Raw genomic sequence first — 15,401 nt, 5'->3', positions numbered from 1 at the left:
ACGGGGAAAACCGGTCGTAAACCTGCGCTTCAGCGCTCACGATATTCATCTTTCGTTCTTTTTCTGTTGCGTAACGGGCTCGAATCCTGCGATGAGGGCGCATGTTATTTTCACCGCAACAGGACGAAGCGCTCAAGGCTGTTTCCCGCTGGCTCAAGGAAGGCCGGTCGCCGGTTTTCCGGCTGTTCGGCTATGCCGGAACCGGCAAGACCACGCTTGCCAAGCATTTTGCGGAAAACGTCGATGGAGAGGTGCTGTTTGCGGCCTTCACCGGCAAGGCGGCGCAGGTGCTGCGTTCCCGCGGCGCGACCAATGCCCGCACCATCCACTCCCTGATCTACCGCCCGCGCGGAGAGGAGACGGTGGAAGACGAAGAAACCGGCAAGACCTCGATTGCCCCGATGTTCTCCATCAACCGCCAGAGCCCGCTCGCCAAGGCGGCGCTCATCATCATCGATGAATGTTCGATGGTAGACGAACAGCTTGGCAAGGATCTGATGAGTTTCGGCACGCCGATCCTCGTGCTCGGCGATCCCGGCCAGCTGCCGCCGGTTTCGGGCGGAGGCTTCTTTACCGAGCAGGAGCCGGATTATCTGCTGTCGGAAATCCATCGCCAGGCGAAGGACAATCCCATCATCCATCTTGCCATGGATGTGCGGGAAGGCCGGGAGATCATGCGCGGCGATTATGGTTCCGCGCAGGTGATCTCCAAATCCGAGGTGACGCAGTCGCTGGTGCTCGATGCCGATCAGGTGCTGGTTGGCACCAACCGCACCCGCCGCCGCTACAATCAACGTCTTCGCGAGCTGAAGGGTTTTACCGCCGATTATCCGCAATCGGGCGACAAGCTGGTCTGCCTTCGCAACGATCCGGCCAAGGGCCTGCTCAACGGCTCGCTGTGGCAGGTGATGAGTTCGTCGCGCGAGACGGTGAAGCCTGGTATCAACCTGATGATACGGCCTGAAGACGACGATATGGATCGCGGTGCGGCCAAGATCAAACTGCTGAAGGCGGCCTTCGAGGACGTGGAGGCCGAAATTCCGTGGTCCACGCGCAAGCGTTATGACGAATTCGATTTCGGCTATGCGTTGACGGTGCACAAGGCCCAGGGTTCGCAATGGAATAACGTGGTTCTCTTCGATGAGAGTTATGCGTTCCGGGACTCGCGCGAGAGGTGGCTTTACACCGCCATTACCCGCGCGGCTGAGACCCTGACCATCGTTCGCTGATCCTGATCAGGCGCGGATGACGCCGAGCAGAACCGCCTTGGCCACCGCCTGAAAACGGTTGCTGGCGCTGAACTTGCCGATAATCTTCGCTTCGAGGATGTTAAGCTCGTTTGCCGAAAGGCCAAGGGCGCGGGCGAGCCTGACAGGGGCGTATCCTTCCGCCATGAGTTCGAGACATTTCCGTTCAGGATCGGTTAGCGCGATGTCGTTTGCCTGTCCCCGCTCGGCCGCGTCCGCGCCATCTTCGTCGCTATCGGTGACGAGCAGTTCCTCGATCTGCTGGGCCTGGCGCTGGAGCGTGGAAAGCTCCGCGGTCAACTCTCGCTTTCGCTGCCTTAGTGCGTCGCGAAATATATCGTCTGCCTCTTCCTGTGAGAGAGAACGGACCAGTTTTTCCATGACCTCCGTAATCGAAGCCACTGAAATACCGACTTCGCGGCAAACGTTGATAACGGCCATGCGCTGGACGTTGCGGTGAGAATAGACCCGCATCTGTCCGATGCGTTTAGAGGTGAGCAGTGCCTTTTCTTCGTAAAAATGCAGGGTACGGTGGGTCACTCCGAAGATATTGGCCATGTCGGCGATCGGAACCGGTTCCGCGGGCAGCGATGAGGGCAGGCTTATATCCGGTAGAAAGCTGTTGACCCTTAGATTGGGTTTGTCCTCGTCGCCGTGACTTTCGAACGGCATCCGGCCATCCTGCATTGTCTCCCCCTTCGCGCTCTCTGGCAGCGTGTCTGCCTTTTTAAAGGCGTCTGTTGCTTATTCCCCCGCAACAGACCGTTTTTCGATAAAAACATAATGCCAAACGCTACATCAAAACCGGAACGTGTCATGCGCACTTTCGTTCCCGGTATGATAAAAAATTTATCAGCCTCCTTGCGGTCGGCGTCAACCTGCGTGAAACAGGATGTCAATTCCGAACCGGAGCCCGATGCCATGCCCGCAAAACTCTCTGTCAATCTGAACGCAATTGCCATGTTACGCAACCGCCGCGATCTTCCATGGCCGGATGTCGCGCATTTCGGGCATATTGCACTGGAGGCGGGGGCAAGCGGGCTGACTGTACACCCGCGGCCTGACCAGCGCCATATCCGCTTCTCGGATCTACCGGCCCTGCGCGCGCTGATCGATGACAGGTTTCCCTCCGCGGAGTTCAACATTGAAGGATATCCGAGCGAGGATTTTCTCCTTTTGTGCGAAAAGGCCCAGCCCGAACAGGTCACACTCGTACCTGACGATCCGTCGCAGGCAACCTCCGATCATGGCTGGGATTTCCGCGCGCATGCGAAATTTCTGAAGCAGGTCGTCGGACGGCTGAAATCGGGCGGCATGCGGGTGTCGCTTTTCGCAGATGGCGACGGCGAACGCGAGCCGGTGGAACTGGCGGCTGAGACGGGCGCTGCGCGTATCGAACTTTATACCGGGCCCTATGGCGGCTGTTATGACGATCCGCACAAGGCCGATGTGCTCGTCGAGACGCTTGGGCGGACGGCGGACCATGCTGCGGCGCTCGGACTTGCCGTCAATGCGGGCCATGATCTCACCGTCGCGAACCTGCCAAAGCTGATGAAACGTATCCCTTATCTGGCCGAGGTTTCAATCGGCCACGGGTTGACGGCGGATGCCCTGGAATATGGCATGGCGGAAACAGTCCGGCGTTTTCGGCAGGCCTGCGGTCAGGCTATTTCATAACCAAAGCCAATTTTTTCGCCTATGTTCTGTCTTGCGCATGCTCCGTGCGCGAGGGCGGCGGGAGATATGTCGGAACCGGTCCCGCCGAACTAGGTTCTGGGTTGAGTATCGGCGTTTCCGATAGTCGGAATTCACTTTCCGGATCGATGCTCGGGCTTTTGAAGGCAGAGACATATGCAAGAACATCATGTTGTCGTCGTGGGTGGAGGCTTCGGCGGTTTGCAGCTGGTACACGGGCTGGAGGGGGCCCCTGTCCGCATCACATTGATCGATCGTCGCAATCATCACCTTTTCCAGCCATTGCTTTATCAGGTTGCGACGACTGCGCTGGCGACATCCGAGATCGCGTGGCCGATCCGTCATCTCTACCGCGATCGCAAGGAGGTCACGACGCTGCTTGCCGAGGTGACCGGCGTGGATCGGGCGGCCCGGACCGTGCATCTCAACACCGGTGAAACGATCCGTTTCGACACTTTGGTGCTCGCGACAGGCGCACGCCACGCCTATTTCGGTCACGATGAGTGGGAGCGTTCCGCGCCGGGTCTCAAGACGCTGGAGGATGCAACGACAATTCGCCGCCGCCTGCTTCTTGCCTTCGAACGCGCCGAACTGGCGACCAGCGAAGAGGAACGACAGGCACTGCTAACCTTTGTCATCATAGGGGCAGGCCCGACCGGCGTGGAAATGGCAGGCATGATTGCAGAGCTTGCCCATAAGGCGTTGCCGGCGGAATTCCGCAACGTTGACACCCGAAAGACCCGCGTGCTGCTCGTCGAGGCTGGTCCCCGCGTGCTGCCGGTCTTTACGGAGGATCTTTCGGCCTATGCCAAGGAGGCGCTTGAGAAACTTGGCGTCGAGGTTCTGCTCGGAACGCCGGTGACGGCCTGCAGCGATGAGGGCGTGACGGTGGGCGAGACCCATTATCCCTGCCGTACGGTCGTCTGGGCCGCCGGCGTGCAGGCTTCTCCCGCGGCCAAATGGCTCAATGCCGCCGCCGACAGGGCAGGGCGGGCCATTGTCGGGCCACAGCTTAATCTGGAAGACGATCCCGATATCTTCGTCATCGGCGATACCGCCGCCGTCAATCAGGAAAACGGCAAGCCGGTGCCGGGTATTGCGCCTGCGGCAAAGCAGCAGGGCGCTTACGTCGCGAAGGTCATCAAGGCGCGGCTTGACGGCAAGCCGTTTCCTTCACCCTTCCGCTACAGCCATCAGGGCAATCTTGCCACGATCGGCAAACGCGCGGCGGTGATCGATTTTGGCCGGTTCAAGCTCAAGGGCGTGCTGGCATGGTGGATATGGGGACTTGCCCATATCTATTTCCTGATCGGAACGCGTTCGCGGCTGGCCGTGGCGTGGAGCTGGCTTTGGATTTACTTGAGTGGCCAGCACAGCGCGCGGCTGATCACCCAGAAAGAAACGCTGAAGGACGAGGCGTGAGGCAAGTGACAAAGAAACGGCGGGAAGCATGGCTTCCCGCCGTTTCCTGTTTCGCCGTTTCCTGACGCATCAGGCGTCGAGCGACGCCATGTCGATGACGAAGCGGTAACGTACGTCGCTCTTCAGCACGCGCTCATAAGCCTCGTTGACGTCCTTGATGTCGATCTTTTCGATTTCGGACACGATGTCGTGCTTGCCGCAGAAATCCAGCATCTCCTGGGTTTCCTTGATGGAGCCGATCATAGAGCCAGCCAGAGAACGGCGGCCGGGGATGACCGAGAAGGCGTGCACGGGGATCGCATGTTCAGGCACACCGAGAAGCACCATGGTGCCATTGACCTTCAGCAGGCCGAGATAGGCATTCCAGTCGATTTCCGCCGAAACGGTGCACAGGATCAGGTCGAAGGTACCGGCGAGCTTTTCGAAGGTCGAGGCATCGCTGGTGGCATAATATTCCTTCGCGCCAAGCTTAAGGCCGTCTTCCTTCTTGGAGAGTGTCTGCGAAAGCACGGTGATATCCGCGCCCATGGCTGAACCGATCTTCACGCCCATGTGGCCAAGACCGCCCATGCCGACGATAGCCACCTTCTTGCCCGGGCCGGCATTCCAGTGCTGAAGCGGCGAATAAAGCGTGATACCAGCGCAGAGCAGGGGAGCGGAGGCATCTAGCGGCAGGTTTTCCGGAATGGAGAGGACGTAATCTTCCCGCACGACGATATGGTCGGAGTAACCGCCCTGCGTGGCGGTCTTGCCGTCGCGTTCGACGGAGTTATAGGTCTGCACGAGACCCGGCATGTACTGTTCATTGTCGAGATCGCGCGTGGCGCAACCGACGCAGGAATCGACAAAACAGCCCACGCCGACATGATCACCGACCTTGAATCTGGTGACCTTGGAGCCAACGGCACGGACGACACCGGCGATTTCGTGGCCCGGAACGATCGGGTAGACGGCGTTCTTCCATTCGTTGCGGACGGTATGAATGTCGGAATGGCAGATACCGGCATATTTGATATCGATGACGACGTCGTCATCATTCGGCTCGCGGCGTTCGAAGGTGAACGGGGTAAGCGGCTTCGACGCATCTGTCGCAGCGTAACCTCTTGCAATAGCCATCTGAATATCCTTTCGGGAGTTGGGGACGGCGGAATATGCAATGGAAGAACGAACGGGCGTTAGAGCGATCCTCCTAGCTTTTTGCACGATCCTGCAAAATATGATGGTGCGCTCTTTGCGCGGGCCGAGAGGCTTTCTAGATAGATGACATCAAACACACCTCTTCCGTCAGTCAAGGGATTTCCCCTATGTCCTTGTCGTTCAATGTCTATCAGGAAATTGCTTCCATCGCCGCGCGGCATGCCACCAGCGACGGCGAGGTGCAGACGGCAATCGGCTCCCTTGGCATCAGCCGGCGTACGACTCCGAGCGCTCCCTGCCACGGCAGTTATCGCCCTTGTCTCGCCATGGTTATCCAGGGATCGAAAAGCGTCCAATTGGGGACGGACACCATCAACTACGGTGCCGGCGATTATCTCCTGACATCGCTTGATCTGCCGGTTGCGTGGCGGGTGGTGGAGGCGAGCAGGGAAGTGCCGCATTTCTGCATCTCGCTTGCCATCGACAGTGAAAAGCTGCTCGATCTCATGCGGCGTGTTCCTATCGATCCACCGGTGGAGCCGACGAATGCGCAGCGCGGCATCGTGGTCAACACAGCCACGCCGGAACTTCTCGATGCAGCCATCCGCCTGCTGCGCCTGCTCGATCGTCCCGCAGACATTGCCGCCGTGGCGCCGCTGATCGAACAGGAAATCCTCTATCGCATTTTGACCGGACCGGCCGGCGGGCAGCTGATGAACATCATTGCCGCTGGAAGTCACGGCAACCGCATCGCCCGCGCCATCGCATGGCTGCGCGAGAATTTCGCACGCCAGCTGCGCGTCGAAGACCTTGCAGATCACATCGGCATGAGCGTGTCGTCCTTCCATCATCATTTCAAGACGATCACGGCCATGACGCCGGTCCAGTACCAGAAGCAGCTTCGCCTGCATGAGGCGCGGCGGCTCATGCTGCTGGAGCGACTGGATGCCGGCACCGCGGGCCATCGCGTCGGTTATCAGAGCCCTTCGCAGTTTAGCCGCGAATATAGCCGCTTTTACGGGCTGTCGCCGTCACGGGACGTCGATGCATCGCGCGAGATTGCGGCGGGGTAGATTGGGGCTGTGCATTCGTAGCGGGTCGTCGGTGGGTGTGGCTTACCCCCTCTGCCCTGCCGGGCATCTCCCCCACAGGTGGGGAGATAGATATGCGGCAAGGTTTTGCCCATCTCGACGTTAGAGAATGAAGTGGCGATAGTGCATCTTGTCGATCTCCCCCTTGAGGGGAGATGCCCGGCAAGGCAGAGGGGGGTAAGCCACACCCACCGACGACCCGCTACCACACACAACCGCCTGAAGACGTACCCCGCGTGCTATTCATCCCACGCCGCACCGCGTCAATTCTCATCCCCCTCTAAAGAATCCGCTTGACCGCAACGCCGCCTCCGCTTAAATGGCGCTCGAACCGTACCGTACGGTACATCAATCGAGCCCCTTGGAGTGGAAAGACTTGGCTTCCGACCCGATCACAGCGCAGGAATTTTCGCCGCGCCAGAACGCCGTTCTGGACCAGGCATTGCGTCTATTGGTCGAAGGCGGCGAGAAAGCGCTGACCACATCGGGACTGGCGCGCGCCGCCAACTGTTCCAAGGAAAGCCTTTACAAGTGGTTCGGTGATCGCGATGGCCTGCTGGCGGCGATGATCACCTTTCAGCAGAGCAAGGTCCGCACCTTCGAAAAGGCGGGTGACCGCGTTTCCGCACCGCAGCTTGCCGATCACCTCGAGGTTTTCGCCCATGATCTGCTGGATGTGCTGGCAGGCGACGTGTCATTGGCGCTTAACCGTTTGGCGATAGGGCAGGCGAGCCGGGATGGATCGAAGCTCGGTGATCTGCTGCTGGAACGTGGTCGTCGCCAGATCGACCGCCGCGCCCGTGGGCTGATCGAGGCAGGTCGCCGTTCCGGTTACCTGCGTTTCGATGATGCCGAAGAGGCATATCGCAGTTTTTACGGCCTTATCGTCTCGGATCTGCATGTGCGCATGCTGCTGGGCGAGGCGCCGGACAAGGATTTTTCTGCCCGGGCGAAGAAGGCGGTCATTGCCTTCCTGACCCTCTACGGCACGGAAAAGGTACATTCGGAACTGGGCGGCAAGGTCGCTTAAGCTTCCGGTTCAGACAACTGAGAGACAAGCATTAGGGAAGGACCATAAAATGCGCGTTTATTATGATCGTGATGCCGATCTCAATCTCATCAAGTCCAAGAATGTCGTCGTCGTCGGTTACGGCTCCCAGGGCCGCGCCCATGCGCTGAACCTCAAGGATTCCGGTGCCAAGAACGTCGTCATCGCTCTCAAGGCCGGTTCTCCGACCGTCAAGAAGGCCGAAGCCGATGGCTTCAAGGTCATGACCGTTGCCGAAGCCGCCAAGTGGGGCGACCTGCTGATGATGGCAACGCCTGACGAACTGCAGGCCGACATCTACAAGGCCGACATTGCCGGCAACATCCGTGATGGCGCAGCGATTGCTTTCGCACACGGCCTCAATGTTCACTTCGGCCTCATCGAGCCGAAGGCATCGCTCGACGTCGTCATGATCGCACCGAAGGGCCCTGGCCACACGGTTCGCGGCGAATACCAGAAGGGCGGCGGCGTTCCGTGCCTCGTTGCCGTTCACCAGAACGCTTCGGGCAACGCCCTTGAACTCGCTCTCTCCTACGCCTGCGGCGTTGGCGGCGGCCGTTCGGGCATCATCGAGACCAATTTCAAGGAAGAGTGCGAAACCGACCTCTTCGGCGAACAGGTCGTTCTGTGCGGCGGTCTCGTCGAACTGATCCGCGCTGGTTTCGAAACTCTGGTCGAAGCCGGTTACGCACCGGAAATGGCCTATTTCGAGTGCCTGCACGAAGTGAAGCTGATCGTTGACCTGATCTATGAAGGCGGCATCGCCAACATGAACTACTCGATCTCCAACACCGCAGAATGGGGCGAATACGTCACCGGTCCGCGCATCATCACTGCCGACACCAAGGCTGAAATGAAGCGCGTTCTGCACGACATCCAGACCGGCAAGTTCACCTCCGAGTGGATGCAGGAATGGAAGGCTGGCGGCGCTCGCTTCAAGGGTATCCGTCGCAACAACGACAGCCACCAGATTGAAGAAGTCGGCGCCAAGCTCCGCGGCATGATGCCCTGGATCGGCAAGAACAAGCTGGTCGACAAGGCCGTCAACTAAGCTTCATTGCTTGTTGAAAATTTTGGAGGCCGGGGCGAAAGCTCCGGCCTTTTCCGTTAGGGAACGGGCCGGTTTAGCTTGACTCTCGATCAACGATACGTACATAAATCTGTACATATCTACGAGAGGCGGTTCTCATGGCAAATGTGCGATTCACGGAATTCCGGCAGAACTTCGCGACCCATTTCGACCGGGTTCTGGAGACGCGCGCGCCGTTGCTGGTTACTCGGCAGGGGAAGGAGGCGGTCGTGGTTCTCGCTGAGGGGGAATACGAGAGCATGCAGGAAACGCTGCATCTTTTATCCAACCCGGCAAATGCCTTACGACTTCGTACTTCCATGGATCAACTTGAACGCGGCGATATCATCGAGCGGGATCCAACCGAAGAATGAAGCTCGTCTGGACGCTGAGTTCATGGGACGATTACGAGTTCTGGCAAAGAACCGATGCTCGTATGGTAGAGAAAATTAACGACCTCATACGGAATGCCAAACGGACGCCCTTTGCTGGGCTCGGAAAACCGGAGCCTCTGAAGGGCGATATGGCAGGATATTGGTCTCGGCGGATTTCCGCCGAGCATCGGTTTGTCTATCGTGTATCCGGGTCCGGCAGCGAACAAAGGCTGGAGATCATCCAGTGCCGCTTCCATTACCAGTAATCGGTCACTTGGGCGGGATGACGCCCTTCGTCAGCAGAAAGCAGCCGTAAAACCGCGTCTCGCCCGTCGTGATGACGCAATAGGCCTGCTTGGCTTTTTCGTAAAAGGCAAAGCGCTCGATGCCATACATGGGAGCGGATTTTCCTTCCGCAGCGTCAATTTCCTTCTGCACCTCCACCTGTACCGGCTCCAGCTGATCCGGCGCGCCCATTACTTCCATGCGGCCGACTGAGGGCTGCAGCGGGGTATCGAGCGGCAGGACGGACAGGATCGCCTTCATGGCGCGGGCTGCGGAGACGTTGTCGATGTGAAGAACCTTGCCGACTGTGGTGTGGCGGGCAACAGAGTCGGAGGGGAAATTGGTGTCCGAGATCACCAGCGTGTCGCCGTGACCCATGGCGCGCAGCGCGTGCAGAACGTCGGCATTCAGCGCCGGGTCGATATTCTTCAGCATGTCCTCAAACTCCCATGATGCTTTCGCCGTGTCGTGGCTCGCGTTCAATCCAGCCGGAAAACCCCGTGGCGTCAATCGCAAAGGTGTGATTGTGAAGCTTTGCGCAAGGGTGTATTTGGCTTTGTCCGCGAAATCGGCCTCGATTGAGACCAGTTAAGGGCAATGTGCAGGGAGGCAGAAATAATTCGAAAAACTGATAAGTCAGTATTGCTGACGTATCGACATTTCTGTAAAGATGCACGCATAAAAACGACACAAGAGGAAACGTACCCATGCTCAATTGGGAACAAATTTTCGCCACGCGCTCTTCGCGCATGAAAGCGTCTGAAATTCGCGAGCTGCTGAAGCTGCTCGAGCAGCCTGATATCATTTCCTTTGCCGGCGGTATTCCGGACCCCGCTCTTTTCCCAGCAGAGGAGTTTCAGCAGGCTTACGCGGAAATTTTTTCCGGCGCGCAGGTCAACGCCGCGCTGCAATATTCCGTCAGCGAAGGTTACAAGCCGCTGCGCGAATGGCTGGCGGGCGAAATGGACAAGATCGGTATCGAATGCACCGCCGACAACGTCTTCATCGTCTCCGGTTCGCAGCAGGGTCTCGACTATCTCGGCAAGCTGTTCCTGTCGCCGAAGGATACGGCGCTGGTGACCTGGCCGACCTATCTCGGCGCGCTCTCGGCATTCAATGCCTATGAGCCCAACTATGACCAGCTGAACCCCGGCGGTAATCGCACGCCCGAGGCTTACCGCGAAACCGCGGCGAAGCTTGGCGGTTCGGTGAAGTTCGCTTATCTATCGGCCGATTTTTCCAATCCGACCGGCGAAACCGTCGATCTGGCCGGACGGCAGAAGCTCCTGGAGCTTGCTGACGAGCTTGATATCGCCGTCATTGAAGATGCCGCTTATCAGTCGCTGCGTTATGATGGCGAAGCCGTTCCGCCGATCATGGCGCTCGACATTGCCCGTTCGGGCGGCATCGAAAACACCCGCACCATCTATTGCGGCAGCTTCTCGAAGACGCTCGCTCCGGGTCTGCGCGTCGGTTACATCGTCGCTTCCGCTCCCGTCATCCGCAAGCTGGTGCTGATGAAGCAGGCCGCCGATCTCCATTCCTCGACGATCAACCAGATCGCCATCGAACGCGTCGCCTCGCGCGGTTTTGACAAGCAGGTTGCCAAGATCAAGGCAGCCTATAGCGCACGCCGCGATGCGATGCTGGCGGCACTCGAGAAGTACATGCCGAAGACGACCAGCTGGACGAAGCCGGAAGGCGGCATGTTCATCTGGGTGACGCTGCCTGAGGGCATGGATGGGGCGGCGCTGCTGGCGAAATCCATCGCCACGGAAAAGGTCGCTTTTGTTCCCGGCCGGGCTTTCTTTGCGGATGGTTCGGGCACGAACACGCTGCGCATCAGCTTCTCCTGCGCCAACGAGGCGATGATCGAGGAAGGCATGAAGCGCCTCGGGCGGTTGATTGCGACGGCTCAGGCGGAAACGGCTGAGGTGGTTCCGGCGATTTGAGGCGGCGTGTAACTTATCCGTAGCGACGGAGGGTGCGGCTTCACCCCCCTCTGTCCTGCCGGACATCTCCCCCACAAGGGGGGAGATCGACCTGTGGAAAGGTCTCGCCCATCTCGACGCTTGAGAATGAAGCGATGAGAGGGCTTCTTGCCGATCTCCCTCCTTGTGGGGGAGATGCCCGGCAGGGCAGAGGGGGGTATGCCCCCAGCCTATAAGAGAACTTTCGTTCTTCCGCCCGGTGCTCTCAACGTTGGAGCGATCCTACCCGCAAAAATCCTGCCTGTCACATACATGTTATGCAATCATGTTTTAGCGGTCCCACCGAACAACAGGGACTGGAACCATGAAAACGCTGCTCTCCGCTTTCACCGCCATCGTATCGTTTGGCTTCATCGCCACTGCTGCCAATGCCGCCGATCTGGTGCTTTATACCAGCCAGCCGAATGAGGACGCGCAGGCGACCGTTGACGGGTTCAAGGCTGCCAATCCCGGTCTCGACGTTGAATGGGTGCGTGACGGAACGCCGAAAATCATGGCCAAGCTGATGGCTGAGATCAGTGCCGGCAACCCGGTTGCCGACGTGCTTCTGATCGCCGATACCGTGACGCTGGAGCGCATGAAGCAGGCCGGTCAGCTGCTCGCCCACAAGTCTCCCGAAGCCAAGAATATCGATGCCACGCTCTATGATGCAGACGGGTTCTATTACTCCACGAAGCTCATCACGACAGGCATCATGTACAATACGGCCGCCGCGATGAAGCCGACGAGCTGGAAAGATCTAGCGAAGGCGGAAGCCAAGGGTCTCGTGACCATGCCGAGCCCGCTGACGTCGGGTGCCGCACTGATTCACGCGCAGACGCTTGCCGCTGCAAATGGCCTCGGCTGGGATTATTACAAGCAGCTGAAGGCCAATGAAGCCATTGCCGGCGGTGGCAACGGCGCGGTGCTGAAGTCCGTCGCTTCGGGCGAAAAGGCTTACGGCGTGGTGGTCGATTACATGCCGATCCGTGAAAAGGCCAAGGGCGCACCGGTCGAATTCGTCTTCCCGGAAGAGGGCGTTTCTGCTGTCACCGAGCCGGTCGCGATCATCAAGGGCACCAAGCACGAGGAAGCGGCCAAGAAGTTTGTCGATTACGTGCTTTCGGAAAAGGGCCAGCAGGGCTTCGTCAAGCTCGGTTACATCCCTGTCCGTGCCGACGCCGGCATGCCGGAAGGTTTCCCGGCCCGCGACAAGATCAAGGTTCTGCCGCTCAGCGCTGCCGATGCACTGAAGAATTCCGAACAGGATCTCAAGACCTTCTCCGATATTTTCGGTTCCAAGGGCTGATAAATCGGAATGACCCGTTCCAAGGCTTATGGAAACAGCCAGCCGCGCTGGCTGTTTCCTTTTGTGGTGAGTGTTGTTTTTGCGCTGAGCGCGCTGCCGCTCGGACGCCTCGCCTATACCGGCGTCGTTTCGTCACTGAATGGTGATATATGGCGACTTCTGGCCGATCCGGCGCTCTGGGATGCGGCGCTGAACACGCTCTCCACCTCGTTTTTAGGCATGCTGATTTCACTCGGAATCGGCGGCGCTTTCGCGCTCGCCCTGACGCTCTGCGACATCCGTGGCAAGTCGATCTTAAGCTTCCTGTTCATGCTGCCGATGATGATCCCGCCGCAGGTGACGGCGCTGTCGTGGATCGGCATGACCGGCCCGTCGAGTACGCTGTTGAAGGCCATCGGCCTTGCGCCGGCGATGGGTTCGCCGCAGCCGCTTTATTCCATCGCTGGCATCGCACTCTTGCTCGGTGTGCAGCACGCGCCGCTTGTCTATCTGTCGCTGCGCGCCGGGCTGCTCGCCTTACCGCAGGATGGCATTGAGGCCGCCAAGCTTTCCGGGGCTTCACCACGGAGCGTTTTGTGCGATATCATCCTGCCGCTTTCCACGCCTGGACTGATCGCCGGTGCGGCGATCTCCTTCGTCTCCAACGTCGGCAATTTCGGCATTCCGGCGATCCTCGGCATACCCGCTTCGATCTTTACCCTGCCGACGCTCATCTACAGCCGTTTTGCCAGTTTCGGCACAAGCACATTCGGCGATATCGCCATTCTCTCGACCATGATCGCCATCATTTCCGTCGCCGGACTTGCGCTGCAGGAACGGGCGATGAAGGGGAGGGACTATCGCATCATCGGCCTTTCCGGCAAGGCGGCGACCTTCCGGCTTGGGCTGTGGCGGGTGGCGGCGGAGCTTGCCCTGTGGCTCGTGCTGTTCTTCATGCTGGTGGCGCCGCTGACGGCGCTGGTGGCAAGCTCGCTCGCTCCCGCCTATGGCGTGCCGCTCAGCCTCAAGACCGCAACGCTGCATGCCTATGAGGAACTGCTTTACCGGCAGAGCGTGACCCGCACGGCCTTCCGCAATTCGCTGTTTCTGGCGACGGCGACATCCTTGTGTCTTCTGGCGGTGACAGTGCTGACGGCTTATTTCCTCGTGCGTGGCAGAAGCCGGTTCATGTTCTTGCTCTCGGCGCTGGTGGATATTCCGTATGCGCTGCCGGGGGTGGTGATTTCCGTCTCTTTCGTGCTGCTTTTCGCCGCTCCTATTCCATTGCTCGGCATTACGCTTTACGGCACGATCTGGATCATTCTGCTTGCCTATTTCTCCTCTTTCTTCGCGGTCAGCCTGAAACCAATGGTCAGCGCTTTCCTGCAATTCGATCCATCGCTGGAAGAGGCAGCAAGGCTGTCGGGCGCGGGTTTCTGGCGACGGCTCAAGGATATTATCCTGCCGCTGGTCGGGCCCGCGGCAGGGGCTTCCGTCATCCTCGTGTTTCTGATCGCCTGCAACGAGCTGACGGTTTCGGCGCTCCTTTGGTCTGCCGGCACACAGACGCTCGGCGTGCTCATCTACAACCTCGATGACAGCGGCAGCTTCGATCTCGCCTCGGCGCTATCGGTGCTTGTCGTCATCATGGTGATTTTCCTCATGCTGCTGCTCGAAATTCTGGGGCGCTATCTGCCAAAAGGAGTTGTGCCTTGGCGAAACTGATCCTTAACCGCCTGTCGAAGAGCTTCGGTGCCGGTTCGAAACCGGCCGTGGACGATGTTTCGCTCACTGTGCGGGAAGGCGGTTTTCTGGCGCTGCTCGGACCCTCCGGCTGCGGCAAGACCACGGTGCTGCGCATGGTTGCCGGGTTCGAACAGCCGACGGATGGTTCCATCCTGCTCGGCGAGCGGGTGCTGGCCGATGCCGGCAGCATGGTGGCGCCGGAGCGGCGCAACATGGCAATGGTGTTCCAGTCCTATGCGCTGTGGCCGCACATGTCGGTTGCCGACAACGCCGGCTACCCTTTGAAGGTGCGCGGTATTACGGGCGAAAAATACCGGGAGAGGGTGCGTCAGGCGCTTGCCGCCGTCCGACTTGAGAGCTTCGCGGATCGCCGTCCCGCCGAACTTTCCGGTGGCCAGCGGCAGCGTGTTGCGCTCGCCCGCTGCCTCGTCACCGAGCCTGACGTCGTATTGCTCGATGAACCGCTCGCCAACCTCGACCGGCATCTGCGGCAGGAAATGGAAGAGACATTTCGGGATTTCCATGCCCGTTCCGGCGCGACGATGATCTATGTCACTCACGATCAGGCGGAAGCCATGGCGCTGGCAACCGATGTCGCCGTCATGTCGCACGGCAAGCTGCTTCAGGTCGCGGCCCCGGCGGAGCTTTACGCGCGGCCGGAGGGCAGGCTGGTCGGGTCGCTGGTCGGGCAGGGGACGATCCTCAGCCTCCCACTGCCGGAAGGGGCATCGCGCGGCCTCGACTGGTCCGCAATTCGGGCGGCGATGGAGAGAGGCGCGGGAGCATCGCAGGTCGACGTGCTTGTGAGGCCGCAGGATGTGGTGCGGGATGCTGAAGGCATTGCCTGCACCGTCACCTCGGTTCTGTACGAGGGCGAGCGTTATGCCCTTCGTCTTGACCTGCCGGATGGGCAGGCGGTCAGGGCCTATTCGCGTGAAGTCGCAGCTGTGGGTGACAGGCTTCCGGTTGCCATTCGCAGCGGGTGGCGGCTTTAGAGCGCACGCACTGCCGAACGCTGGAAAGGCGGAG

Annotated in this window: 15 protein-coding genes; 12 read left to right on the top strand and 3 right to left on the bottom strand. The window is 59.4% G+C overall.

What is annotated here, in order from left to right; translation table 11 throughout:
* Positions 1-101 precede the first annotated feature (101 nt).
* Entirely contained in the window at positions 102-1,229 is a 1,128-nt protein-coding gene (locus tag BTN45_RS08955; RefSeq protein WP_006697803.1) for an ATP-dependent RecD-like DNA helicase, read from the top strand.
* A gap of 6 nt (positions 1,230-1,235) precedes the next feature.
* Here the strand turns inward: BTN45_RS08955 and BTN45_RS08950 are convergent, their stop codons facing one another.
* On the bottom strand, positions 1,236-1,934 hold the full coding sequence (locus tag BTN45_RS08950) for a MerR family transcriptional regulator (protein WP_034498818.1): 699 nt from the start codon (positions 1,932-1,934) through the stop codon (positions 1,236-1,238).
* A gap of 234 nt (positions 1,935-2,168) precedes the next feature.
* Between BTN45_RS08950 and BTN45_RS08945 the strand changes: the two genes are divergently transcribed.
* Together BTN45_RS08945 and BTN45_RS08940 are read left to right on the top strand one after the other, a co-directional pair.
* Positions 2,169-2,924 (top strand): pyridoxine 5'-phosphate synthase, encoded by a 756-nt coding sequence (locus tag BTN45_RS08945; RefSeq protein WP_004442712.1) that lies wholly within the window; start codon positions 2,169-2,171, stop codon positions 2,922-2,924.
* A gap of 174 nt (positions 2,925-3,098) precedes the next feature.
* Positions 3,099-4,364: an NAD(P)/FAD-dependent oxidoreductase gene (locus BTN45_RS08940; protein WP_004442710.1), complete on the top strand. Its 1,266-nt coding sequence runs from the start codon at positions 3,099-3,101 to the stop codon at positions 4,362-4,364.
* Positions 4,365-4,433: 69 nt separating this feature from the next.
* On the opposite strand, the gene BTN45_RS08935 is transcribed toward BTN45_RS08940, so the two are convergent.
* A complete protein-coding gene (locus tag BTN45_RS08935) occupies positions 4,434-5,480 on the bottom strand; it encodes an NAD(P)-dependent alcohol dehydrogenase (RefSeq protein WP_004442709.1) in 1,047 nt (348 codons plus the stop codon).
* A gap of 188 nt (positions 5,481-5,668) precedes the next feature.
* Here BTN45_RS08935 and BTN45_RS08930 point away from each other — a divergent pair, with 188 nt between their 5' ends.
* The 5 genes from BTN45_RS08930 to BTN45_RS08910 all read left to right on the top strand — a co-directional run bounded on the left by BTN45_RS08930 (position 5,669) and on the right by BTN45_RS08910 (position 9,349).
* Complete coding sequence (locus BTN45_RS08930; protein ID WP_004442707.1) at positions 5,669-6,574, top strand: AraC family transcriptional regulator; 906 nt, start codon at positions 5,669-5,671, stop codon at positions 6,572-6,574.
* Positions 6,575-6,968: 394 nt separating this feature from the next.
* Positions 6,969-7,622: a TetR/AcrR family transcriptional regulator gene (locus BTN45_RS08925; protein ID WP_004442706.1), complete on the top strand. Its 654-nt coding sequence runs from the start codon at positions 6,969-6,971 to the stop codon at positions 7,620-7,622.
* A gap of 49 nt (positions 7,623-7,671) precedes the next feature.
* Entirely contained in the window at positions 7,672-8,691 is a 1,020-nt protein-coding gene (ilvC, locus tag BTN45_RS08920; RefSeq protein ID WP_003495030.1) for a ketol-acid reductoisomerase, read from the top strand.
* A gap of 137 nt (positions 8,692-8,828) precedes the next feature.
* On the top strand, positions 8,829-9,083 hold the full coding sequence (locus BTN45_RS08915) for a type II toxin-antitoxin system prevent-host-death family antitoxin (RefSeq protein ID WP_037089948.1): 255 nt from the start codon (positions 8,829-8,831) through the stop codon (positions 9,081-9,083).
* Positions 9,080-9,349, top strand: a complete 270-nt coding sequence (locus BTN45_RS08910; RefSeq protein ID WP_037089950.1) for a Txe/YoeB family addiction module toxin — start codon at positions 9,080-9,082, stop codon at positions 9,347-9,349. The genes BTN45_RS08915 and BTN45_RS08910 overlap by 4 nt, the downstream gene beginning before the upstream one ends.
* A gap of 4 nt (positions 9,350-9,353) precedes the next feature.
* Here BTN45_RS08910 and BTN45_RS08905 read toward each other — a convergent pair whose 3' ends face one another.
* The gene (locus tag BTN45_RS08905; RefSeq protein WP_207587317.1) at positions 9,354-9,803 is read right to left on the bottom strand and encodes an RbsD/FucU family protein; all 450 of its coding nucleotides are present in this window, start codon (positions 9,801-9,803) and stop codon (positions 9,354-9,356) included.
* A gap of 272 nt (positions 9,804-10,075) precedes the next feature.
* On the opposite strand from BTN45_RS08905, the gene BTN45_RS08900 reads away from it, so the two are divergent.
* The 4 genes from BTN45_RS08900 to BTN45_RS08885 all read left to right on the top strand — a co-directional run bounded on the left by BTN45_RS08900 (position 10,076) and on the right by BTN45_RS08885 (position 15,367).
* Positions 10,076-11,320, top strand: a complete 1,245-nt coding sequence (locus BTN45_RS08900) for a PLP-dependent aminotransferase family protein (protein WP_004442697.1) — start codon at positions 10,076-10,078, stop codon at positions 11,318-11,320.
* 343 nt (positions 11,321-11,663) lie between these two features.
* Positions 11,664-12,647, top strand: a complete 984-nt coding sequence (locus tag BTN45_RS08895) for an ABC transporter substrate-binding protein (RefSeq protein WP_207587315.1) — start codon at positions 11,664-11,666, stop codon at positions 12,645-12,647.
* A gap of 9 nt (positions 12,648-12,656) precedes the next feature.
* Positions 12,657-14,351, top strand: coding sequence for an iron ABC transporter permease (locus BTN45_RS08890; protein WP_207587306.1), 1,695 nt, complete (start codon positions 12,657-12,659; stop codon positions 14,349-14,351).
* On the top strand, positions 14,339-15,367 hold the full coding sequence (locus BTN45_RS08885) for an ABC transporter ATP-binding protein (protein WP_173614735.1): 1,029 nt from the start codon (positions 14,339-14,341) through the stop codon (positions 15,365-15,367). Before BTN45_RS08890 ends, BTN45_RS08885 begins: the two co-directional genes overlap by 13 nt.
* The last annotated feature ends 34 nt before the right edge of the window (positions 15,368-15,401 follow it).

It is taken from the genome of Rhizobium sp. ZX09 (assembly GCF_017357485.1).
GTDB classification, from domain to species: Bacteria; Pseudomonadota; Alphaproteobacteria; order Rhizobiales; family Rhizobiaceae; genus Agrobacterium; species Agrobacterium pusense.
Note: the sequence above shows the minus strand (reverse complement) of the source record. Positions and strands in the feature narration are given on the sequence as shown.